Genomic DNA, 25,131 nt, shown 5'->3' with positions numbered 1-25,131 from the left:
ATCACTTATAGGGTGAGACAACTCGTAGGCAAAAAAGACTGCGTTCGCTTCATAAGCCATTGAAGCAACGCAGTCTTTATTTCAATTCCTCGAGCGCTGTACCTTTTTCATTTCATCGCGGCCTTAGGTGCAGGACGCCTTTTTCATTCCTTTTTACTCAAAAATTTTATTAGCTACTGTTGCAAGGTCTACAATATCAATAACATTGTTTTTCACGATATCCGCTTTCGGATTCCAACCTTCATCTGCAGGCGTTTTACCATACGCTGCAGCGACAATGGCCAAGTCGCCGATGGATACTTTGCCATCCAGGTTGAGGTCGCATTGTGCGGCAATGATGATCGATTCCTCGAAGGTTTGTACAGCAGCTTGCAGAACTGCCAGCGCTTGCTCTACATCCTCTGGAGTTGCAGTCAAATTATTCAGCACAGTAGTAGCAGAAGTAATCGCCAACTGCAGCGCAGCTTTCGCACCAGCTTTGTATTGGCCAGGCAGATTGCCCTCGACAGCTTCATTATGCTTCGCTTCAGCAGACATGATAAGCGAGCGTAAAGCGGATTTATCCGCAACTCCGATGACAATGCTGTGCGAATCACCGGTCAGCTGTGTTTCTACACCGCTACCGTTAGCAATCTTGATGCTAGCCAGCGAAATGGCAGCTGATTGCGACTGTGCAAGCGATTTGGCTTTCCAATGTAGCGCCAATAAATCGCCGGTAGCATTCGAAGCATTAGCGCCTGTGCTTGCTAGAATCAGTCTGAGCTGACCTGTTTTTTCCGATTTGTCTACAATGGCGAGTCCTTCCACTAACGATTCAACAGATTTGAATTCCAGTAAGTCCGGGTCATAAGTGAAGGTTACATCCTGTGCATAAATGTTTTGCACGTTATTTAACCCATACTTGACTATAAAGTCTGATCCACTTTGAACCGCACTTACACCAGTCAATGCAGATACTGGGCCTACAATCACCTTCACAATCACCTTTACACTCGCCGCCAACGCATCCGGGTTGTACACTTCCGACGAGAGCGTGCCGGATACCGTATACTCGCCCGGAGACGTTCCGTCATATTCCGAGCCAGCGATATTCCACGCTACCGCTACTGTCTCGGTCGCGCCGCTCTCCAGCGTCACTTCGACCGTTGCTGGTAGTTGCGCCAGCAAGTCTTCGGCGGACGTACCGTTCGGCACGTGCACATCGGCCACGTCAGCGACTGCCGTCACTGCATCCAACGCCGTTCCTAATACCCGCAGTTCGGCAATTTGATAAGAGTTTCTTTTACCACTTGATTCTTGTATATTTGTTGTAACGATTTTAATATGGCTTGCAGTAACATTTTCTAAGAAGTGATAATCTTCCGCTTCATTCGGAGTTGTTCTGGATGTTTTTTCTGCAACTTTCGTCCATGTGGTTCCATCCAGACTGCTATATAGCTCATAATTATGCCAGTAACCTTGATTGTTATTGCTAAAATTCACTTGAATTTCGTTAACGTTGTAAACATCGCCAAGCGCTACAATCGCCCATCCAGGTGTAATCTTAGTTTCATAAGGCACTCCCGTTGCACTTAATCTTCCCGAATCCCAGAAGGTATCCGTGCTATTATCCGCCACTCTTTGAGAATTGCCGCCAGGATCGTTATGTGCCGTTACCGGTTTATTCAATGCTCGATTTTTCAAGCCAGTGAGATTAAGTTTTATGACCGTCTCATATAAATTCCAGTAGACACTGTTAACTTCATCTACTGCTGCACTATTGGCAATGGCATTTTTCGCATTCTGCAACGCTGTATTAAAACTTTGAATATTACTTGGTTCACTTGCATCAAGATTGATCGTTTTCACATAGCTTACCAAAGAACTTAACTTTTCCAAAGTAGGTAAGATTCGTTCTCCAAAAGCTCTTATTTCTTTGATGGAAAGTTCTTTATCCGATCCATTTTCAGTAACTGCCGAAACAGCTTGAATTTTTACGTATCTTCCTTCGATATTCGGCAATAAAAATTCATCAACCGTATCCGAGATGTCGCTTGCAGCAATTTCTCCCACTTTGTTCCATGAGCTCTTATCGTTGCTTACATACACTTCGTAACCATCAAAAGCAATATCATCAACCTGTACCTGAATATTTGATAATTGAAATTGACCTACCAGATCAACAATCAGCTCAGGTTCCTTGATCATGTTATTTGCTTGTATAGTTACCTTTGTATCCATCTTTCCATCAGTTGCAGCATCCAATTTACCAAGAATATTTTTAGTATTCGTACTAGTCACACGACCAAGCGCTCTGTTCCCTAAATTAGGATCAAGCTCTCCACTTAACATAGTATTCTCGGTCACCAGTTGTAATACTTCACGAAGTTCTTCCGGGGAATCCTTTGCATCCCTGGTATAATTCTGCACACCTAAAACCCAATCCCAGTAAAAATCAAAATAACCTGAAGTACTAATTGTACTAATAGAAGTGCCTGTCTCCAAATTTGCTTCAACCTTGTTCAGATACGCTCCCCAGACATTTTTATAAATATCTATAAACATGCCTTCGTAATTTCTCCAACCATATTCCTTTAGACTTCCATACGATTGTCTTGAACCCCAAGTGGAAATCAATGTTTTGGCATTCAATTCAAAGGCATCTTTTGAGAAATCATCATACGGTGCTGCCAAGTCCTGTGCTTTGCCAACCCATTCTCCAGCAAGCTGTTCCTTCTGTGTTGCCTGTACAGCATTTAACACGTCAAATGCCTTCAAGAATTTTTCTTTTGCTATTTTGAATGCCTGAATGTCCCTGCTATCTCTTGCTGTTAGCAAATCATTATAGACAAGAACAGAATAATTGCTTACCAACTGACGCATAATTTCTGTTAAGTCATATAGATAAGCTTCACTATTTTTAAATTTGTCAAAATCTTTTGCTAGTAAACGGAAGGCCGTTTCAAGCTTGTCGGCTCCATATGCTATATTTTGCTTTCCATAATTCTGCGGGGTTGTATTTTTCATGCCGAATATCTGAGTCGTATATCTAACCCCATAATTATAATTGGCATCCTTCATGATGTCCCATGCCAGTTTAGCATTGTCAGAAGTGCCGCCATATCGTCTTTCTATATATTTACTTATCCATTGATCCAGATTAAAAGTACTGTCCGCCCAGGCCAGATCAAATATCAAATCATAAATGATCGGATTATCGTATTGTGCTTCTGATATAATACCCAATCCTGCCATATGGTTACTTGTCTTTTTAGCATTTTGAATATCATTAACCATAACCTCCATCTGGCCATGCATGGAAGGATTTCCCCCAAAACTCCCCAAAAGACCCCATACCCAATTCGTGTTGTTGAACTCTACTGAATCGAGTCTTGTGCTATCATAAGATGTTTTATTGTATTTCGTATAACTTTCAATAGGATATTTTATCAAATCAACAATTAATACGTGATCTTCTCTTCGATCACCCATACCTTTTAATAAATCATTGGTAGGATTACTTTGCCACCCTTGTACCATCCATACTGCATCTTTATTATGTTCAAGCATTGAATTTAGGACTTCAGTTGCAATCGTTCCATCACTTAGTCCAGAAGGTCTTCTACCGCCTTCATGGAACGGGTCAGCTGCATAATATTTGGATGTTTTACCATAAACAAATTCCTGTGCTTCATAAAATAACCTTGCATATTGGTCGTATAAGGCCGAATTTGTAGCAATCATATCCGGTCTGCTAAAACCATTCCATGAACCCTGCTTAACTACCTCAACTCCAGGCTGAAACTCAGTAAAGTTTGTAGGAACCATGCCAGCATATCCCTGTAGAACGGTTTGCATACCCAGAGAGTTTTTCCATCTTTGTGTACTTCTAGCAAGCTCTACTCGATCTGTAATATAACCATCAGGAACCGGACCTCCAAACCCCTCCATATTAGACATGAACTGCCATGCGTTATAGGCTGGACCTGTAAGCCAGTCTTTCGCATCATCAAATGAATAACCAAAATTCATTAAAAATTTGACCCATGTAGCTTCTTGCCCTGCAAGATCCAGTACGACGTTGACACCATTAAGCGCCAACCAGTCATTTTCTCTCTGCCAGGCATCTACGCCAAAGAAGGCGAAAGAATAACTTAACGTACAATAGTTAAATGCATAGCGAATTTTATATTCGGTTTCTTTACGCACGCTATTCCCTATTTGTACAATGTTCGCAGGCATTTTGACCTGCATGGTCTGTTCAGCTATATGCACATTCAAGTAATTTTTAAAGTAATAATTCAAACCTGTTGTAATCGAGATTCCTTTATTGCCTGTAATATGAATCTTTCCATCCTTGTCACTTAACTCAAAGTAATCATTATCATTGGCTGTATTCGGCGCTACTTCGAAGGAAAACCAGTCGCGATATTGCGGGCCAACCGTACGCTCCACAATTCCGGAAATATTTTCATAGGTTTCTTCATTGGTTAATTCTATTGCATAGTCAGTATTCTTATAGTCTTCTATTCCCAGAATTTGTTCAAGCGTTCCTGTTCGTAAAGGCGCGGTATTCGTATTCGTATTCGTCTTGGTTCCATGCACTCTCACTTCAGATAAATAGGCGTTATTATCACCCTGTGTATATTCCATGTAGACACGTATAAGACGGTAAGAAGTCTTTTCCTCGAAGACAATACGGTCTCCACTTACTGTTGCAGCCGTTTTTGTTCTCTTTTGGTAGAGTCTATCGTAACTTGTTCCATCATTGCTGCCATAAATCGTATAGTTTGTTATTTTACCGGTTGGTACATACAGTTGAATCTCGCTCAAATCATATTGATCCATTAAATCAATGTCTACATAAGATGGATAGAAAATCCCGGTCCATGATGTGCTCAGATTTCCGTCCGTAACATTTTCCGCCAGATTCTTGGAAAGATTGCTTCTTGCAGGCTTTTCGTAAGCGATATTATTGGGATCGTTTGGATCGATCGGATCAGTGGGTTCTGGCTCGATAACTATTTTGTTTGACCCGACAATTTTCGGTCTCTTGGTCCCATCACTCGTTTCTTTACTATGAATCAAAATAGAAGTATTCAGATCATTTTTTGCCGTCGCAAAAACAGTGATTTCCTTGTATCCTTGATTGACCAATCCAATAATAGTATTGGATATATCTGTTGTGATCGTTTTTTCTGCATCCGTCTTGAATTCATATTCATAATTCTGACTAATATCAAACTGGAACAATACATTAGTATCCGTTCTGTTCATAAAAGATGGCTTATTGTTCCAAGTTAAGGATGATTCGCTCCAGGCCGTGTTCGTTGAGTAATGAAAGATGTAGGATTGATTTCCGAATGTGTAATTTGCATTTTTGAAAATACTAAAAACAAAATTAAATTGATTCAGTTCCTTTTCTTCCATTTCCTCCTTCGTAGGCAATTTAATTTTCATTGCCGCTATAATTTCATCTGCTCCAGAGTATTTTGTATTGATTACAGTAATGCCTTTACCCGCATACTGAGCTCCATGAGCGCTCGTAATATTTTCAAAACTATAAATAGAATTACCATTAGCTTTTCTAACATAAGCATCTTCGAATACAGGATAGTCTACGGAATTAGATGTGCTTTCAGCCTTAACATATACGGGTATACTGGAAACCCAGACAGCAACGATTAAACATATGATGAATGTCTTTAAGCATGTACGCATTAGCCTATCTCCCTTTCTTAATAAAATTCTTTTCCCGCCTTATTTCACGGCGCCTGCTGATGATGAGCACGGGCAAAATGGGACATCAGCAGACCTGCAAACAACGGCCCCCATTCCGTGCGGTATTCCGCCCTTATTCGCAAATCTGGCCAATACATAAGCCGTCATCGCCGAGAGAAACAACGAGAGCAATATGCTCCGGACCGTTACCATGATCGAATTGGTAGGTTTCACTCCTCATGCCAATTCAATCGTGTCCCGTTTTAATACCCTCTGCAAAATGACGGTGGTCAGCTCCTTTTATCATTTATTCGTCTTGAGTAAATTCTTGCTGGCCATTGCTTTTTAGGATTTCCTCATTTCTATGTCCTCCCTTAAATTTTGCGTCGTGATCTTTCGACATAATCATATTATTTTTTGCGGTCGATAAACATTGAAAAAACCACTTCAAATAGTTGAAAACGTATTGTCTTTTTATGCGTCTTATAGAAAAAACAAAATTAAACAAGGCCAGGAATGCCTTCCTTGCCTTGTTCATGCTGTAAGTTAGCGACTCTGGTTGTGGTGCAAAGAATAATTAAATACTTTAACACAGCCGTGACTTTCTGCTTCAGTGGGATATAAATTCAATATCCAATCGTTCTACGTAGCCCTACAAACAGCAGCGACACAGAATCGCAAACGAATTAATAGCTGATCATCAATTATATAGCGGTTAAAAATGCACTCTTTTTTACTTCGTTTTTTCATACGATTTCACACGAGTTCAAATCATTTCGGCACGAAATCGGCACGAAGATTTATTTAACTTGCCCAGAAGCCTTCTTCAATTCATCAGCCAGACGGTGAAACTCCGCTCTGGCAGACTTGTTGCCACATTGCAGTAGTGTCATCCCAATATTCACCACTTAAATCTATAAAATTCGTTCCATGAGCGGTAGCTATGCCAGTCTTCAATGTGACTGCCAACAACAATAGACTTGTATCCGAATAACCTAATACCCATTTGTTCTTAATATTTTCAAAATCAATGTATTCAAGTATCTCAATTAACAGTTCTCCACCCCAAGGAGGAATTATAATACTAATAATATCGTTTCGCATCATTTCATTAAAATCATCTGCACGCTTTTTGGCATGCGATGATTTTGCCTTATCTTGCGTCCAAACAGTATCTCCGCATATGACACCAAAACCTTCCTTTTCCAAACGGTTACATGAAAGTTTAACCTTTTCATGCAATTCAACCTTCACCCCGGATGATGGTGCTGTTACCCCTATTGTTGTTCCTTTTTCTAAAAGAGGAATATACGCAATAATTTTAGTTATTGAAATGCAACGGTAAAGCGATATGTAATTATTTCACATCGTTAAAGCGTTGCAAAATCAAGAAATTTGTAATACAGGGTAAAAATTTGATATTTTACGGCACTTTGTACGAAATATGGACGACCACTCCCTAAGCATGATTGCCATAAGCCCTGGAATCGGTTGCTCATTAAGACTGGCAAGCGGAAAATTAGATTTCACGATCTTCGACACACATGTGCTTCTCTATTGCTTACACTAGGTAAACATCCAAAGATTGTTCAAGAAAGACTAGGTCATACGTCATTTAAAATCACGATGGATCTGTATTCACATCTAATGCCTAACATGCAATCTGATGCTTCTGATGCATTAGATAATCTCCTGAAATAACCCGTTGTTCCCCTTTACCTCCTACAATTGTCGACCAAAAACCGACCAAAACACGGTTTTTCGGTGTTTCAGCTCCTTCAAATCTTCAACAAACCCTTACGTATCAAGCATTTCATCCCCAGACAAAAAAAAGGAACCCAGCCAACGGGGCCGGGTTCTAAAATGTTTATATTAAAAAGGGGGTCTTGCTTATTATATTACCAAGTAAACATTATGGAACCATAACAGGAATATTTCATTTCTGTTACAAATTTGAAAACGCTTTATTTATTTTCCTCCCATTCTCCAGTTGCACCTTTCACCCATGTGGCATATACTAAAATAAAAATTAATTAGAATAATTCTAATTAAGGAGGTACCCTATGAGCGTCCAGTATGACTATCATCATCTCCACCATGTGAAAGAACAAAGTAAGTCAAGAAAAACCCTGTGGGTCACCCTCATGTTAACTGCTTTTTTTACGATTGTTGAAATTGTCGGTGGGGTGCTCTCGAATTCCCTTGCTCTTTTATCCGATTCTGCCCATATGATATCGGATGTTATTGCGCTTGGGTTGAGCATGGTTGCTATACAGCTAGCTACGCGTCAGCCCAATGCCCGCTTCACTTTTGGATTCCTTCGCTTCGAGATTGTCGCTTCTTTCCTGAACGGATTAGCACTTTGTATCATCGCTTTGGGTATTTTTATCGAAGGCATCCAACGTGTCATTCACCCCCAACCGATCCAATTAGGACTCATGCTGGGCATTGCTTCGATCGGTTTCGTCGTTAACCTTGTGCTTACGTTGGTTCTCCATAACAGTGTCAAAGAGGAAGACAATCTCAATGTGCAAAGCGCGCTCTGGCACTTTTTTGGCGACTTACTCAGCTCCGTAGGTGTCATCATTTCAGCGATTGTCATTTACTATTCAGGACTGCTCTGGTTCGATCCGCTGATTTCGATGGTGATTGGGGGCATTATTTTTACAGGTGGCAGCAAAATCATTCGAGAATCCTTCATGATCCTGATGGAATCCGTCCCCGAAAAGTTTAATCTAGACGACATCCGCGCTGTGATCGCGAAGGTAGAGGGTGTTGAAGATGTGCATGAAATGCATCTCTGGGCGGTTTCGACCGACCACTACTCACTGACTGCGCATGTATTTATTAGCCCGAACATTCAGCCCTTCTGTGTCATTCTCGCCATCAATGAGACATTGAAGAGCAAGTACGGCATCGAGCATGCCACGATTCAAATCGAGCACGCGGACATTAATCCCCATGGCGAGTATGGAAAGGACTTTCTGCGGCAGCAAAAGCAACTAAAACAGCAAAGCCACACTGGCGCCTGATGTAATAGCAAAACAGTTACCTATTTCCCGTTCCCCTTAGTCACTTCTACGACACATAAAAACCGTTAATCACTTCTCCCGAAGTGATTAACGGTTTTATGCATTTTGCGTTGATTTACGCACAACCATTTCCATCTCGATGAGCAGCTCGTGCCCCTTCATCTGAGCCAGATACGAATCGAGCAGCTTCGTGCTCTCCTCATCCAGCTCCTCGCCCATCTGCCGCATGAGGAAAGCCGCGACCAAGCTCGTTTGCAGCTCGACGGGCATCTCGAAGCTCGTAATCGAAGGGAAACTCGCCTTCGCAAAATGCTCATTATCCATCCCAATGAGCTGGACCTCCTCGGGAACACGGATGCCTCGATCATGGCACTCCGAAATCAGTTCCAGCGCTAACGCATCATTGAATGTATAAATACCGATCGGTCGCAACCCACCGCTCACGCGCAGCGCCTCATCCAAGGTTCCAGCCACTCCCAGCTCTCCGGCATCCAAAAGCGCATGCACTGCAGGCTCCGCCTTATCGCCTAGCCCCGCGAGAAATCCCTCGATCCGCTGCTCATTCGCGCCCATTCCTTTACGTCTACCTGCATAGAAAACAGCTTGGCAGCCATGCGTCAAAAAGTATCGCACAGCTTCACTCGACGCCTTGGCGAAATCCAAATTCACCGCCAGCTTCGTAATCTCATTCGGCCAGCCCCAGCCGTTAAATATGACGAGCGGCGTCCCTTCACCCACCAACTGCTGCGTGGAATGCATGCTGATCGCTAAGCCATGTGAAACCAATCCGTCCACACGTCGTTGCAATAGGTGCTCAATATGCCGCGTCTCCACCTCAGGATCCATGCCCGCCGCTGAAAATACAGATAAATGATAACCGTAACTGTGAAACCTCTGTTCCAGCTTCTCAGCAAATCTGCCATAATACCCGCCAAAATGCGGAAGAATCAGCCCCAACTCATTCGAGCGGCGCCGACTTAAATTCGTTGCCATGACGTTCCGGCGATAACCTAGTTTCACAACCGCTTCTTCCACCTTGCGGATCGTCTCTGGCGCCATCGGAACCTTCCTACGGTTAATCACATTCGACACCGTCGCAATAGACACACCTGCCTCTGCGGCAACATCGACGATCGTAGCTTGTTTATTTTTCTTCATCCCATACCCTCACTCTTGAAACACTTAAACTCATTGTAGCTAGAAGGGTATTACTCGTCAAATCCCTCTTCCCCGTCGTAGCCGTTTGCCCAGCTTTCCCAGCAAAACAAAAAGACACCAAAAGCAGATCACGCTGCTTTGGTGCCCTTCTGCCCTTACTCGTCGTGATGCCCAATCAACGAAATGATCTGCTTCTTCAGCTTCACGAAAGCTTCCGAATCCTTCACATCTTCCACCTGCCGCAGCCCGCGCGGTATGACAATCTCACTGCGGATCGTGCCTGGATGCGCCTGCATCACATACACCCGTTGTGAGAGGAAGATCGCTTCCTCAATGTCATGGGTGATGAAGACAACCGTCGTTTTCTCCTTTTCCCAAATGCGCAGCAACAGCTCCTGCATCGAGTTTTTCGTTTGTGGATCCAGTGCGCCGAACGGTTCATCCATCAACAGTACATCCGGATTATTCGCCAAGGCACGCGCGATCGCAACCCGCTGCTTCATCCCGCCCGAAAGCTCCTTCGGCAGTGATTTCGCAAATTTATGCAAACCGACAAGTTCCATAAAATGATCGGATATGGCTCTCTTTTCAAATAAAGGAACACCCTTCAGCGTTAATCCGAATTCGATATTCTCTCGCACGGATAGCCATGGGAACAACGTATAGCTCTGGAAGACCATGCCTCTGTCAGCACCAGGACCGTCAATTTCATGGCCGTTGATACTCAAATCCCCCATCGTCAAGGGCTCTAAGCCAGCAATGATGCGCAATAGGGAAGACTTCCCGCAGCCCGAAGGACCGACGAAACTGACAAACTCATGTGCATCAACGTGAAAGGACACACGATCCAAAGCTACGAATTGCGACTTCTTCGTACTGTACACCTTTGTAACATCAACAGCATCGATTTTACGCAAACCCACGCTTTTCCCTACAGAGGGCACGCTGTTATCTGCCAAGTTCAAAGCTTCCATCCTAACGCCCTCCTTCCAGCCATGGGAAAAATCGCTTATGACAATAAGCAAATGTGCGATCCGTCAGCAAGCCTAACAAACCAATCGCAATAATGCCTACAAAAATTTGATCCGTATTCAGAAACCGTTGCGCCTTCATAATGGAAAATCCAAGTCCACTGCTTGCCGCAACCAACTCTGCTACAACTAGATACGTCCATGCCCACCCAATGATTAAGCGCAGTGTATTCATCAAATCTGGGAGCAGTGCGGGAATCAGCACCTTTTCAATCACTTGCCAGCGTTTCGCACCTAGTGTATACGAGGTTTGCAGCAGATCATTGGAGACCGACCGTGTATTGTCTGCAACCATCAGCATGAGTTGGAAGAAGCACCCTAGGAAGATAACGAGCACCTTCGCCCATTCGCCAATCCCAGCCCATACCATGATCAAGGGAATGAACGCTGTCGCAGGCATATAACGAATAAATTCTGTAGGAGGTACCAGCAACGCCTCTGCAAAACGATACGTGCCCGCCAAGATCCCAAGCGGTATCCCGATTAAACAAGCGAGTAAGAATCCACCGCCAACCCGGAAAATACTAATCCAAACATTATGCCAGAACACAGGGTTCTGTAATTGAATTCCGAACTGCCGGAGCACCTGATCCGGTGTTGGAAGGAAGGTTCGATTTACGAATTCTCCGTAGCTCATCATGCTCCAGAACAGCAACACAACAGCTACGATAAGCACAACGCCAGACATATAAGATTTGCGGCTAATATCGCCTCTTATGGCAAACAACGTGGACTTGCGTCTTTTTTTCATCAGCGTTTCCATCTGCAGTCCTCCTGTTCAGCCTTTATTTCTTGCGTTCCTTCATGACTTCCTCTACAAAATGGCCATCCAAGAAGGTTTCCGCTTTCGGTATCGTCGTCAGCATATCCAAGCCTTTTAGAAATTCAGCTGTTTTCCCAGAAGTATAGGCCAGTGATTCGTAAGAATCCCCTTTTGCGAAAGCTTTGATATTATCCTCTAATTGAAAAATCTTCACGCTGTCCACGCCAGCTTTGTATTCATCAACCGGTGTCTCAGCCGCTTTGGCCATAATTTTCAAGGATTCCTCTGGATTAGCCTTCCAGTAGTCCAAAGCATCGAACCATGCGTTAATTATTTTTTTCACATCATCTGGGCGATCCTTCGTAATTTCTTCCTTAAATACGAGCAAATCTGGAATCAATCCCGGTGTATCCTTGGATGAGAATAATAGCTTTCCTTTTCCCTCTTGAATTGCCTTGCTCAGGAAAGGTTCCCATAGTACCGCAGCATCCAGATTACCTGAGATGAACGCCGGTCCCGCATCATTCACCGTCATATTTGTATAGGAGACATCTTTTTCGGCTAACCCTGCTTTTTCAAGAGCTGTCAGCATAAGCAGATGATCGACAGTTCCAAGTTCAGTTGCTACTTTTTTGCCTTTCAAATCATTCAAAGAATTGATACTTGGCTTCACGACAACACCGTCGCCGCCATTGGAATTATCGTTAACGAGCACGGCTTTGAGCTTGATGCCCTTACTTGCCGGCGCTAGTGTATCACTTAAAGTCTGACTATTTGCATCTACTTTACCTGAAGCGAGTGCCGATAAAGAGTCACTGTACACAGGGAACCAAACCAGATCCACGTTCACACCATTTTTCTCAAAAAATCCTTTTTCCTTCACGAGGTACCAAACGAACCAACCCGGCCATGGACTAAGCGCCAATTTGATCGGCTCACCGCTGCCTCCTGCTTTCGTACTCGCCTCTTTACTCCCACATCCGCTGATAATTGTAAAAGTTAATAATAGCGCCAACATCAGAAATATTGTTTTTTGTCTCATTCCCCGAACTCCCTCTCTGTATAAAATGATTAGGAAAAAGCCCGGAATGATATCATATCCTGATATCCTCCCGGGCTTTTATCCCTCCGTGTGCACGATGAAGCTCATCGTGTGTCTTCTCTTGGACCTGACCAACAGCCTTCATCTGTTGCGGAACCCTAGAAAACAAGTTTGCTATGCGGTTGTTATTTCGCTGTCTTACTTTTGTCTATATCATACTTAGATTGATCATTCATGTCAATATATATAACACAAATAAATAATAGGTTGTCAAAATGATCGAACGCGTAATATTATATAACATATACAACGTCTAAACGGAGGTGTCGCGATGTATTCGATTCATTTCCACATTCACATGTTAGATAAAAAGCACATTCAACCAGCCGCGGCCATGATACCAACTGAGGTATCTTCAGCACTTTATGACGATCTCTCCCTGCCGAGCCATTCCTTCCAGCACCCTCACTTGATTCCCCCTATAAATAAGCATGATGTCACTGAACCACCCACTTGCCCCGCGGCTCACTAACCTCTATACACATGATGAAGATGACCTGAGACTCTGACTCAGGTCTTTTTGTTGTGACGATACGCGAGTCTCGGCGGGGATATCCGCGTAGCAAAGGAGCTCAAACGAACCACCGCCAGCCTGATTCCAACGCCTTTAGTGATGAAAAACATCACTAAAGCTCAATAAAAGCCACCCCTAGCCTGATTCCAACCCCTGTAGTGATGAAAAACATCACTACAGCTCAATAAAAGCCACCTCTGACCTGATTTCAACGCCTGTAGTGATGAAAAACATCACTACAGCTCAATAAAAGCCACCCCTAGCCTGATTCCAACCCCTGTAGTGATGAAAAACATCACTACAGCTCAATAAAAGCCACCTTTGCCCTGATTCCAACGCCTGTAGTGATGAAAAACATCACTACAGCTCAATAAAAGCCACCCCTAGCCTGATTCCAACCCCTGTAGTGATGAAAAACATCACTACAGCTCAATAAAAGCCACGCCTAGCCTGATTCCAACGCCTGTAGTGATGAAAAACATCACTACAGCTCAATAAAAGCCACGCCTAGCCTGATTCCAACCCCTGTAGTGATGAAAAACATCACTACTGCTCAATAAAAGCCCCCTCTGGCCTGATTTCAACGCCTGTAGTGATGAAAAACATCACTACAGCTCAATAAAAGCCACGCCTAGCCTGATTCCAACGCCTGTAGTGATGAGAAACATCACTACAGCTCAATAAAAGCCACGCCTAGCCTGATTCCAACGCCTGTAGTGATGAGAAACATCACTACAGCTCAATAAAAGCCACCTCAGGCCTGATTCCAACGCCTGTAGTTCTCAGCGGGTGCTTATTTGCCACGCCGCCACGCCAAAATCAAAAAAGCCCGTCACTCCCATAGCCGGGAGGACGGACTTCATTTCAGCGCAGCTTACACGCCTAACCATTTCTTGAACAAGTGCTTCGTCGTGTCCGCATTCAATGCGGCGATTGACGTCGTAAGCGGAATGCCCTTCGGACAGGAGCGTACACAGTTCTGCGAGTTACCGCAGCCTTCGATACCGCCATCTGTCATCAGCGTATCCAAACGCTCGTCTTTGTTCATTTCACCTGTTGGGTGAGCATTGAATAGACGAACTTGGGACAATGCGGAAGGCCCAATAAACGAGTTCTTGTCGTTTACATTCGGACAAGCTTCCAAACAAACGCCACATGTCATACATTTGGACAATTCGTAAGCCCATTGACGCTTCGACTCGGCCATACGCGGTCCAGGACCTAGATCGTACGTTCCATCGATTGGAACCCACGCTTTAACCTTTTTCAACGCGTTAAACATACGTCCACGGTCGATAACAAGGTCACGCATAACAGGGAACGTGCTCATTGGTGCCACGCGGATTGGCTGCTCAAGCTTATCGACAAGCGCCGAACAAGCTTGACGCGGCTTCCCGTTAATAACCATCGAACAAGCGCCGCATACTTCTTCCAGACAGTTGGATTCCCAACAAACGGGTGTTGTTTTGTCGCCTTTGGCATTCTTCGGATTACGCTGAACTTCCATTAATCCGCTGATCACGTTCATATTCGCGCGGTATGGAACTTCAAATTCCTCTGTATACGGTTTGGAATCCGGACTCTCTTGACGAGTCACGATAAACTTCACTGTTTTCGGTGCGCTCAGTGTCTCCGCCATGATCAGGATCCCTCCTTTTTCTTCTCCGTGGAGTAGTCACGTTTACGAGGTTTAATCAACGATACATCAATTTCATCATACGAAATCTTTGGACCATCTGGCGTCCAGTCAGCGATTGTCGTTTTCATGAAGTTGTCATCATCACGCTCTGGGAAATCAGGCTTGTAATGTGCGCCGCGACTTTCATCACGCATCAAGGCACCAACGGTCATCGCTTCAGCAAGCTCAAACATGTTCCAAAGCTGGCGTGTGAACGCAACACCTTGGTTGTTCCAACGTGCCGTATCTGTGATGTTGATGTTGTTGTAACGCTCTTTCATATCTTTGATTTTGCCAATTGTATCTTGTAAACGATCATTGTAACGAACAACCGTCATATTCGCATTCATCATGTCGCCAAGCTCTTTATGAAGCACGTACGCATTCTCTGTACCGCTGTTCATTTTAAGCAAGCTCTCATAACGATCTGTGTGACGCTTCTTCTCACGGTCGAATACGATCGATGATGTATCGTCCGCATGCTTCTCTAAGCCACGAATGTACTCAACCGCTTTCGGACCGGAAACCATACCGTCATAAATCGCGGAAACGAGGGAGTTCGCGCCCAAACGGTTTGCACCGTGATGCTGATACTCACACTCACCTGCTGCGAATAGGCCAGGAATGTTCGTCATCATGTTATAGTCAACCCACATGCCGCCCATGGAATAGTGAACCGCAGGGAAAATCTTCATTGGAATTTTACGCGGATCGTCACCCATGAACTTCTCGTAAATTTCCATAATACCGCCAAGCTTAATATCAAGCTCTTTCGGGTCTTTATGTGAAAGATCCAAGTAAACCATGTTCTCGCCGTTAATCCCTAGCTTCTGATCAATACACACGGAGAAAATCTCACGAGTTGCGATATCACGAGGCACTAGGTTTCCGTAGGCTGGGTATTTTTCTTCAAGGAAGTACCAAGGCTTACCGTCTTTGTAAGTCCAAATACGTCCACCCTCACCACGAGCAGATTCGGACATCAAGCGCAGCTTGTCGTCACCAGGAATCGCTGTAGGGTGAATTTGAATCATTTCACCATTGGCATATTTAACACCTTGTTGGTAAACCGCACTCGCTGCAGTTCCTGTGTTAATGACCGAGTTCGTTGTTTTTCCGAAAATGATACCAGGACCGCCAGTCGCCAAAATCACGGCATCAGCTGGGAACGTTAGAATTTCCATGCTGCGCAAATCTTGTGCTGCGATACCTCGGCATACGCCTTCGTCATCTAGAACCGAACCAAGGAATTCCCAATGTTCGAATTTCGTTACAAGACCTGCCGTCTCCCAACGACGAACTTGCTCATCCAATGCGTACAGAAGTTGTTGACCTGTAGTCGCCCCAGCAAATGCTGTACGGTGATATTTCGTACCACCGAAACGACGGAAATCAAGCAAACCTTCTGGTGTACGGTTAAACATAACGCCCATACGGTCCATCAAGTGAATGATGCCTGGAGCTGCGTCGCATAATGCTTTAACAGGAGGTTGATTCGCTAAGAAATCTCCTCCGTATACTGTATCGTCAAAGTGCTCCCATGTGGAGTCACCTTCACCCTTCGTATTCACCGCACCGTTAATGCCGCCTTGCGCACATACGGAGTGGGAACGTTTAACAGGAACCAAGGAGAACAATTGTACATGAACCCCAGCTTCTGCTGCTTTAATTGTCGCCATGAGTCCCGCAAGGCCTCCGCCGACGACGATGATTTTTGAATTAGCCACTTCTGTTCACCCTCCCTTAATGCCCCGTATGCGCTTCTACTGGAACCGAAAAGTCCGTACCTGTAAACGCAGTTAATGACATGATAAACATCACGGTCATACCAACGAATAAGCCCAATGTAATGTAAGTCGAAAAGCGTTGCGCACGCGGTCCAATTGTAATTCCCCAACTTACTAGGAATGACCATAGACCATTGCAGAAATGGAAGGATGCAGAAACAATCCCTACCAGATAGAACGTGAACATGAAAGGATTCGTCGCGATTTCATGCATCGTCCTGCCCAATTCTTCATGCGCTACATTGCCTAAAGCAACCTGAACACGCGTCTCGAACAGATGCCAAGCAATGAACAAAAACGTAAGCACACCTGTCACACGTTGCAACATAAACATCGTATTACGGAAGTACCCGTAGCTTGATACGTTATTACGTGATTGGTACGCTACATAAAGTCCGTAAACGGCATGATAAAGAAGCGGAAGCCAGATTCCCACGATTTCCATAAGGAGTACCAAAGGCAAGTCGTTCAGCCAGTTAATTTGATCCACGAAAGCTTCAGGCCCTTTCGTAGCTTCATAGTTAGTGAGCAAATGCTCAATAAGGAAGAAGCCCACCGGAATGACACCTAATAACGAGTGGATCTTTCTAAAGTAATACGAATTACTCATAATGTAACCAATTCCCCCCTCAACAAAATTCAATCCCAACTAACATCCGACAAGTTTTGACAAAACAAGCCACATATCATTGTACTCTCGCCGCAAACGAGCGTCAACCCATAATCATCCACGCCTATTTTGCCAATTCAGTCAATGATTATACGCGAAAGATCACGAAATATAGATAAATTGTGACATGTACATCGTACCTCTTTCACGCTTATAATGGAAGTGCCGTTTTTTTATATCTACTTATAACTATTTCACATAAGAGGTGAGATTAAACACATGGAGCTTTTAGATGTTTTCGCTATCGTTGTTGAACAAGTCAGCCTCAATAAAGCTTCGCAATTGTTAAACATTTCGCAGCCTGCACTTTCGCGTAAAATTATGAAGCTGGAAGATGAGCTGGATGTGGAGCTTTTTATCCGGAAAGGAAAAAGACTGGAGTTAACCAAAGCGGGGCAAATTTGCTATGATCATGCCTTAGAGAAACGTCATCTGGAGCGCAAGTTCAAACAAGCTATTCATATGTATAAAGCCGCGGGTAGTCATGCGTCACTTACAATTGGCGCCTCGCTCACAACGCTTCAAGCAACACTGCCTGATCTCATAACGGATTACTTGCAAGAATATCCCCTGACAGATATTAAGCTTCTTACCGGCAAAACGCATGAGGTTGTGTCTATGGTGAAAGACAACAAAGTAGATATCGGTATCGTAGCTTCACAAATTAATGCGACAAGCCTTCACTGTGAGCCTTTATTCGATGACCATCTCTGCCTTGTACTTCCATCCGGACACCCGTTTATCGATCGTTCGGAGATTACGATGCAGGATCTGAATGAACTGCCGATGATTCTCTTCTCTAAAGGTACTTGGTACCGCATTCTGATGGACGAGCTATTCAACCGTTTCACGATATTTCCCAATGTTCAAATGGAGATCGATTCCTTCGAGGCGATTATTCGGCTCGTTTCCACCTGCAAAACAGCAACCTTATTACCCAAATCCTATTTACGTGACGATTTAATTCAGAATAATGAACTTATTTTAAGACAGCTCCATGAATTGGAACAAACGAAACGAACGACCTCACTCATCTACTCCGATCACTCTGCTGATAATGCAGAATCCATGAAGTTCGTCGCCCAAGCAATCAAATACTTTGCCAAACACCGCTAGCTGCAATTGCATTACATCCACACGAATTTATACCCAACCCCCCAAACCGTCCGAATCCACTTCGGCTCTTTGGGGTTATCTTCAATTTTTTTACGAAGATTCGCGATATGTACATCAATAGCCCTGTCTGTGACAAAAGAATCGAAACCGCGAACCGTTTGCAGTAAATCTTCGCGGCTGTACACCCGACCCGGGCTGTTGATAAAGCATTTCATAATTTCGAATTCGGAATAGGTCGTCTCCACAATCTCGCCATACACACACATGGAGCGTGTCTTCGGATCCAATGTTATTTTCTCATGCTAGCTCCAGGACATGGAATGTGTTGGGATCAGCCGATAACTTGACTTTCGAATTCATTGATTTGGTTGTTGGTTCCGATGATGACCATAATGTCGTTTTCATTCACGATGTCACCCGCATGCGGCGCAATGATTACCCCAGACTGCTTATTGATCGCGACAACACTACAGCCGTACTTGGCCCGCGGATCCAATTGTTGAATCGTATAGCCGCATAAGCGTTTCGGTACCGAGAGTTCAACAATCGTGTAGTCTTTGGATATTTCAATATAATCTAACAAATTCGGGGTTGCGAGTTGATGTGCCACACGAATCCCCATATCCCGCTCCGGATAAACGACGCGATCGACGCCTAATTTCGTCAGAACCTTCCCATGAAGCTCTGTTAACGCTTTGGCAACGACTTGATTGACCCCTAAATCTTTCATCACAATAGCCGTCAAAATACTGGATTGAATATCATCTCCAATGGCGATAACCGCGCAATCAAAATTCCGAATTCCTAATGATTTCAGCACATCTTCATCCGTGGCATCCGCGACAACCGCATGCGTCAGTTGATCGCTCATTTCGTTTACGACTTCCTCATTTAAGTCAATCCCTAACACTTCATGACCGAGTTTCATGAGCTCTTTGGATAGGCTTGACCCAAATCGCCCAAGTCCTACTACTACGTATTGATTCTTCTTCATCTTTCCTAACCCCTATCCAATCGTAATTTTCCCCTCAGGGTATCTAAATAATTCTTTTTCCTGCTTCGGCTGTAAGGCATAGGCAAGTGTGATTGTCCCTAAGCGCCCAGCAAACATCGTTAAGCATATAAGCACTTTCCCAATCGTTGTTAAATCCGGCGTTAAACCCATCGTTACGCCTACAGTTCCGAATGCGGATGTGACCTCGAACAAAATTTTGATAAAAGACGAGTCCTCAGTCGTAGATAAAATCATCGTGACGAAGATGACTAAAAATAAAGCCATCATAGATAACGTAATCGCTTTGAGAATTCGATCCTTGGCAAGACGGTAGCGAAAAATAACGATATCCTCTTTACCACGTATCATCGTAATAATGGCACTTATCAGAATCGTAAACGTAGTTGTTTTAATTCCTCCGCCCGTGGAGCCTGGTGAGGCACCGATAAACATGAGAATGATCAGGAGAAATTGGGAAGCTGAACGAAGCGCGCCAATATCCACTGTATTCGGACCCGCCGTCCGGGCAGCCGTAGATTGGAAAAAGGACGCTAACACTTTGGAACCAAAATCCAAGGAAGCTAAGGTTCTGATATTGGTAAATTCGAATATAAAAATACCAAGCGCACCTACTAAGAGAAGTAAACCGCTCATGCTTAGAACGACCTTTGAATGCAGGGAAAGCTTCTTCTTATTGCGAAATTCCATCAGATCGGAGATGACAATAAATCCAATCCCTCCAAGGATAATCAGCATCATCGCTACAAAATTAACGACAAAATCGCCGACATATCCGGTCAGAGAAACGAAAGGTGCATCCACGGTTCCAAATAAATCAAAGCCCGCATTATTAAACATGGATACTGAATGCCAGATGCCGTAATAAAGACCTCGCGTAAAGCCAAAATCAAATGAAAACCGAATTGTAAAAATGATTGCAGCCACAGCCTCAATGGACAAGGAATATATAATAACTTTACGAATTAAACGGACAATGCCTTCCATACTGCCTTGGTTGAAAGCTTCTTGTAAGACGAGCCGTTCTTTTAACGTAATTTTTTTACGAAAAACAAAAGCGACTAGCGTGGCCATGGTCATGAAGCCAAGACCGCCGATTTGAATCAAAGAGATAATCACAATTTGTCCAAAAGTGGTATATGCACTGCCTGTATCTACGACAACAAGCCCTGTTACACAGGTTGCCGACACCGCAGTAAAAAGAGCATCAATAAATGACATAGACAATCCAGTGGTCGATGCAAACGGCAACATCAAAAGCCCCGCTCCTATGAAAATGATAACAGCGAAGCCAAGAACCAATATTTGAGGCGGTGTTAGTTGCCATATATTCATTTTTTTATTCATGGTACCTTATCGTGCCTCCCGGGTATGTAAGAAAATAATCGGAATTCAAGTTGTAACGATAGACTTCCCCCGTTAACATGTAGAAATTCCCCAATAAGCAATTGATAGGTATTATATAATTGTTTCCGAATCTTTACCAGTAAATTGGCTTTCTTTTTAATCTATGATAACGTAAAGAAATGATTGAGAATCGCGAATTCAGAAGGGATTTGACTATGCTAAAGCTGAAATTTAATCGTTTTCTCCTCTTCTTGGCTTGTATCGGCCTACTCCTTTATATCAGTATTGCGATGTTGTATGGATTGCGTGATGAAGAACCGCCAGTTGCAGATATCCCTACGATTACTAAGCAGCAAGCTGCAGAAAGTGCGGCAGCCTTTATTCTTCAGCGCTACGAACTGCGCAATCCAGAAACTTATGTTGTCTATCAATCTAAAAAAGAACGAAATGGCTACTTACAAAAAGAGCATTTACTAGAAGCTTATACGAAGCAATATGGGGAACGGTTCCCCCTCGACTATTATCAAGTCAGTGTAAAGGATACCATAACGAAACGACAGTTTGAAGTCGATGTGAATTACACGAATTCGAACATCATCGGCTGGCATGAAAATCTAGAAATCACGAACAAGGGACAGTCGTCGCCGATTAGTAAGACAAAAGCAGATACGTTAGCGAAGCTGGAGCTTCGTCAGATGGACTTTGACCCAGCGGACTTCAGCCAAGTGGATGCGACAAGCGATGATGCTTCCGAAGAACAAACAACACTGCATTATGAAAAACGCACGAATCCGATCGGTGAAGCCAAGCTTCACGTTCGCGTGAATTTCGATCAAGCGAATCTTACCGGTTTTCTTGTCAGCTTTCAGCTGCCTGCGTCTCATCTGGATTGGTTAGCAGAACAAGATGACTCCGCATCTCTCATGACTTGGATTTCCATGGGCTTCACCCTGCTGATGACGCTTGCTGCGATTGTTTTTGCCATCATATATAGGAAACATATGAAATTCAGCAGAGGTCTGCTTTTAACCACTATCTTCTTAGTCATTTATCTCACGAATAATGTGAATATGTATCCGGCCTTCCGAGTGATGAGCGGTGATACGAACAGTGACTTGGCCATATGGTTTACAATTGTCTTCATGAGCGTAATTACTGTTCTTCTAGGCATCTCGCTCTACCTTTCTCTGGTCGCTGGTATTGGACTTTGGAACGCCATCGGTCAGAGAAAATGGCCCTCTTGGAAAGACGGCCTGTTCGGTCAAGAGGTTTACAACGGAATGGGACGCGGTTATTTACTCGCACTCTTCATCCTTGGCATTCAGCAGGTGTTATTTTACGCAGGCGAAGTGAAGTTTGATGTCTGGTCCGTTAATGATCCCACGGATTCGGTACTCAACATGCTTGAGCCTCGATTATTCCCGCTCATGGCATGGGTTGCGGCCATTTCAGAGGAGGCGACCTTCCGACTGCTCGGAATCATCCTTTTCAAAAAGATGTTCCGCAACAACTTCATTGCCATCTTATTACCAAGTGTGATCTGGGCAGCCAGCCATACCCAATATCCGATCTATCCGGTGTATACGAGACTCATCGAGGTCACCATCATCGGTATCATTCTCGGATATGTATTCCTGAAATATGGGTTCATTACAGCCATATTTGCCCATGCATGCATGGATAGCATTCTGATGGGATTGTCCCTCTTCTCCTTAGGCCATGTCGGCGATGTACTTGCTGGTATACTGTATCTCGTACTTCCGGGACTGGTTGGACTAGTCTTAGCTTGGCTGCATGGAAAAAGGCGAAAGCCCCCTATTCTTGGGGAGCCGCCGCCTCGCCTTGAAGTGCTTTGATAATTTCGCTCGCTAATTTCTCACCTATACCGAGAGGCTTGAAGTCCGTGACTTCGGCCTCTTTTATTTTGCGTACGGAGCCAAAATGCTTCAGCAACGCTTTGCGGCGCTTCTCGCCGACGCCCGGAATGGCGTCGAGCTGCGAAACGACCATCGATTTCGCTCGCGTTTCTCGATGGAACGTGATGGCGAAGCGATGGACCTCGTCTTGAATCCGCTGCAGCAAGTAGAACTCCTGGCTGTCTCGCGGTAACGGAACAATTTCGGCAGGATCCCCGATCATCAACTGGGCTGTTTTGTGCTTGGCATCCTTCACAAGCCCGCAAATCGGAATAAATAAGCCCAATTCATTCTCAAGAACGTCGATAGCGGCAGATATTTGCCCTTTACCTCCATCGACAACGATCAAATCAGGCATCGTGAGATTGTCCTTCAATACACGTTCGTACCGACGCCGAATCACTTCTCGCATCGTTTCATAATCATCTGGCCCTACGACCGTTTTCACCTTATATTTACGGTACTCCTTACGATCAGGCTTACCATCCACGAAAACAACCATGGCCGATACCGGATTCGTCCCTTGGATATTCGAGTTATCGAACGCCTCAATTCGACGAATCGTGCCGATACCAAGCCACTCGCCGAGGTTCTCAACCGCCTTCGTCGTACGACGCTCATCGCGTTCAACAAGTCGGAATTTCTCATCCAATGCGTTCACTGCGTTGTCTCTGGCCATATCGACCATTTGCTTTTTCAATCCGCGCTGCGGCATGTGGACTTTGACCTTAAGCCAACCTTCCAAGGCTTCGCGGATCTCCTTCTCGTCTCCCTCTGAACGTCTTACCACATCATCCGAAGCCTCTTGCTGCACTTCTGGCTCAGGCATCGTTGGCAAGAAAATCTCCTTCGGCAATGCCGGATTTTCGCTATATACCTGTGTGACATACGTCATGAAATCGTTGTACTCATCACCGTAGTAGGGAAAGAGCGAAACATGCCGCTCGATGAGCTTGCCCAGGCGCATATACTGGATATGCACCGCCATCCAGCCTTTGTCGACGGCGTAGCCGAACACATCGCGGTCGAGCGCGTCGGCCGTTGTGATCTTCTGCTTCTCCATGAGCGCGTCGATGCTCATGATATGATCGCGCAGCTCCTTCGCGCGCTCGAAGTTCAGTTCTTCTGCTGCCGCCAACATCTTGGTCGTCAGCTCTTCTTTAATGACGTCGTGTCCCCCGTTCAGGAAACGACTGATCTCTTGCACCATCCGCTCGTTCGTCTCCGCGGATACCTCTAAAGCGCAGGGCGCAAGACATTGACCCATGTGATAGTATAGGCATACTTTATCGGGCATGGTCTTGCACTTGCGCAGCGGATACAACCGGTCCAGCAGCTTCTTCGTCTGCTGCGCCGCGAAAGCGTTCGGATAAGGGCCGAAGTACTTTCCCTTATCCTTGTACACACGCCGCGTGACTTCCAGACGCGGCTGTTCTTCATGTGTAATCTTAATGTACGGGAATGTCTTATCATCCTTCAGAAGCACGTTATAGCGAGGATGATGCTGCTTAATCAGATTACACTCTAAGATGAGTGCCTCCATATTGGACGAAGTAATGATATATTCAAAGTCGCGAATTTCGCTGACTAGCTTTTGCGTTTTTGCGCTGTGACTCCCTGTGAAATAAGAGCGCACACGATTTTTCAAAACCTTAGCTTTACCCACGTAAATAATGGTACCTTGATGATTCTTCATGATATAGCAGCCCGGCTTATCCGGAAGTAAAGATAGTTTATGCCTGATCGTTTCCAAGCTCTGTTCGCGGACGTCAGCGTCCTCTTGCTCGAAGTCAGTCATTTATTCTCATCTCCTTTCAGAAAAAATCAGCACACAAGAAAAAGCTCTTTCTCAGCATAGCAGAAAAAGAGCTTTTTCTCACGAACAATTGTTTCTAGTTTGTAACGGTTATGACTTATTGATGACGGGAAACAACGTTTTTCAACGCGTCTTTGGATTGGAAGCCAACCACTTTATCAACCGGCTGTCCGTCTTTGAAGACGATCAGTGTCGGGATACTCATTACGCCAAAGCGAGCAGCAGATTCTGGATTGTCATCTACGTTTACTTTTGCGATTTTCAAAGATTCAACTTCTTTATCCAGCTCTTCCAATACAGGAGCGATCATTTTACAAGGTCCGCACCAAGGTGCCCAGAAGTCTACAAGTACTGTACCTTCTCCTTCAACTTCCTCTTTAAAACTGTTGTCAGAAACATTCACGATTGCCATGATAGTTCCTCCTTCTTAGAATGAATTCAATTTATAAGGTGAAAAGTAAGATTAAGCTGTTAACTTAACTTGCTTTA

At 44.4% G+C, this 25,131-nt stretch carries 16 protein-coding genes, 2 pseudogenes and 1 riboswitch; of the genes and pseudogenes, 4 read left to right on the top strand and 14 right to left on the bottom strand.

Annotated features, from left to right (window positions below):
- Window positions 1-153 precede the first annotated feature (153 nt).
- Window positions 154-5,700 (bottom strand): alpha-N-acetylglucosaminidase TIM-barrel domain-containing protein, encoded by a 5,547-nt coding sequence (locus AC58PQ_RS19570; RefSeq protein ID WP_497244409.1) that lies wholly within the window; start codon window positions 5,698-5,700, stop codon window positions 154-156.
- Between the two features lie 840 nt (window positions 5,701-6,540).
- Window positions 6,541-7,020, bottom strand: a pseudogene (locus AC58PQ_RS19565) (LD-carboxypeptidase); the annotation flags it as partial.
- 126 nt (window positions 7,021-7,146) lie between these two features.
- Between AC58PQ_RS19565 and AC58PQ_RS19560 the strand changes: the two are divergent.
- Both AC58PQ_RS19560 and AC58PQ_RS19555 read left to right on the top strand, forming a co-directional pair.
- Window positions 7,147-7,401 (top strand): annotated as a pseudogene (locus tag AC58PQ_RS19560) (tyrosine-type recombinase/integrase); the annotation flags it as partial.
- A 362-nt stretch (window positions 7,402-7,763) separates the two neighbouring features.
- On the top strand, window positions 7,764-8,732 hold the full coding sequence (locus AC58PQ_RS19555) for a cation diffusion facilitator family transporter (RefSeq protein WP_497244407.1): 969 nt from the start codon (window positions 7,764-7,766) through the stop codon (window positions 8,730-8,732).
- A gap of 96 nt (window positions 8,733-8,828) precedes the next feature.
- On the opposite strand, the gene AC58PQ_RS19550 is transcribed toward AC58PQ_RS19555, so the two are convergent.
- The 7 genes from AC58PQ_RS19550 to AC58PQ_RS19520 all read right to left on the bottom strand — a co-directional run bounded on the left by AC58PQ_RS19550 (window position 8,829) and on the right by AC58PQ_RS19520 (window position 17,378).
- A complete protein-coding gene (locus AC58PQ_RS19550) occupies window positions 8,829-9,890 on the bottom strand; it encodes a LacI family DNA-binding transcriptional regulator (protein WP_497244405.1) in 1,062 nt (353 codons plus the stop codon).
- Between the two features lie 155 nt (window positions 9,891-10,045).
- Window positions 10,046-10,864 carry an ABC transporter ATP-binding protein gene (locus tag AC58PQ_RS19545; RefSeq protein ID WP_497244403.1) on the bottom strand — a complete coding sequence of 273 codons (819 nt, stop codon included), beginning with the start codon at window positions 10,862-10,864 and terminating at the stop codon, window positions 10,046-10,048.
- Window position 10,865: 1 nt separating this feature from the next.
- The gene (locus AC58PQ_RS19540; protein ID WP_497244401.1) at window positions 10,866-11,684 is read right to left on the bottom strand and encodes an ABC transporter permease; all 819 of its coding nucleotides are present in this window, start codon (window positions 11,682-11,684) and stop codon (window positions 10,866-10,868) included.
- 22 nt (window positions 11,685-11,706) lie between these two features.
- Window positions 11,707-12,726 carry an ABC transporter substrate-binding protein gene (locus AC58PQ_RS19535; protein ID WP_497244399.1) on the bottom strand — a complete coding sequence of 340 codons (1,020 nt, stop codon included), beginning with the start codon at window positions 12,724-12,726 and terminating at the stop codon, window positions 11,707-11,709.
- 65 nt (window positions 12,727-12,791) lie between these two features.
- Window positions 12,792-12,899: riboswitch (guanidine-I (ykkC/yxkD leader) on the bottom strand.
- A 1,275-nt stretch (window positions 12,900-14,174) separates the two neighbouring features.
- Window positions 14,175-14,939, bottom strand: a complete 765-nt coding sequence (gene sdhB, locus AC58PQ_RS19530; RefSeq protein ID WP_477591043.1) for a succinate dehydrogenase iron-sulfur subunit — start codon at window positions 14,937-14,939, stop codon at window positions 14,175-14,177.
- 2 nt (window positions 14,940-14,941) lie between these two features.
- Entirely contained in the window at window positions 14,942-16,705 is a 1,764-nt protein-coding gene (gene sdhA, locus AC58PQ_RS19525; RefSeq protein ID WP_497244397.1) for a succinate dehydrogenase flavoprotein subunit, read from the bottom strand.
- Between the two features lie 16 nt (window positions 16,706-16,721).
- A complete protein-coding gene (locus AC58PQ_RS19520; RefSeq protein WP_497244459.1) occupies window positions 16,722-17,378 on the bottom strand; it encodes a succinate dehydrogenase cytochrome b558 subunit in 657 nt (218 codons plus the stop codon).
- A gap of 276 nt (window positions 17,379-17,654) precedes the next feature.
- On the opposite strand from AC58PQ_RS19520, the gene AC58PQ_RS19515 reads away from it, so the two are divergent.
- Complete coding sequence (locus AC58PQ_RS19515; protein WP_497244395.1) at window positions 17,655-18,551, top strand: LysR family transcriptional regulator; 897 nt, start codon at window positions 17,655-17,657, stop codon at window positions 18,549-18,551.
- A gap of 11 nt (window positions 18,552-18,562) precedes the next feature.
- Here AC58PQ_RS19515 and AC58PQ_RS19510 read toward each other — a convergent pair whose 3' ends face one another.
- From AC58PQ_RS19510 to AC58PQ_RS19500, 3 genes are read right to left on the bottom strand one after another with little or no spacing between them, the layout of a single operon-like run.
- Window positions 18,563-18,838, bottom strand: a complete 276-nt coding sequence (locus AC58PQ_RS19510) for a winged helix-turn-helix domain-containing protein (RefSeq protein ID WP_497244393.1) — start codon at window positions 18,836-18,838, stop codon at window positions 18,563-18,565.
- 44 nt (window positions 18,839-18,882) lie between these two features.
- Entirely contained in the window at window positions 18,883-19,545 is a 663-nt protein-coding gene (locus AC58PQ_RS19505; protein ID WP_497244391.1) for a potassium channel family protein, read from the bottom strand.
- A 12-nt stretch (window positions 19,546-19,557) separates the two neighbouring features.
- The gene (locus AC58PQ_RS19500) at window positions 19,558-20,910 is read right to left on the bottom strand and encodes a TrkH family potassium uptake protein (RefSeq protein ID WP_497244389.1); all 1,353 of its coding nucleotides are present in this window, start codon (window positions 20,908-20,910) and stop codon (window positions 19,558-19,560) included.
- A 215-nt stretch (window positions 20,911-21,125) separates the two neighbouring features.
- Between AC58PQ_RS19500 and AC58PQ_RS19495 the strand changes: the two genes are divergently transcribed.
- Complete coding sequence (locus AC58PQ_RS19495; RefSeq protein ID WP_497244387.1) at window positions 21,126-22,766, top strand: CPBP family intramembrane glutamic endopeptidase; 1,641 nt, start codon at window positions 21,126-21,128, stop codon at window positions 22,764-22,766.
- Here the strand turns inward: AC58PQ_RS19495 and uvrC are convergent.
- Window positions 22,726-24,624, bottom strand: a complete 1,899-nt coding sequence (gene uvrC / locus AC58PQ_RS19490; RefSeq protein WP_497244385.1) for an excinuclease ABC subunit UvrC — start codon at window positions 24,622-24,624, stop codon at window positions 22,726-22,728. The two genes, AC58PQ_RS19495 and uvrC, sit on opposite strands and share 41 nt — an antisense overlap.
- A 115-nt stretch (window positions 24,625-24,739) precedes the next feature.
- Complete coding sequence (trxA, locus tag AC58PQ_RS19485) at window positions 24,740-25,054, bottom strand: thioredoxin (RefSeq protein ID WP_477591056.1); 315 nt, start codon at window positions 25,052-25,054, stop codon at window positions 24,740-24,742.
- Window positions 25,055-25,131 lie beyond the last annotated feature (77 nt).

This window comes from Paenibacillus sp. J22P143, assembly GCF_059692035.1.
The sequence above is the reverse complement of the archived record's forward strand: the minus strand, read 5'-3'. Positions and strand labels throughout refer to the sequence as shown.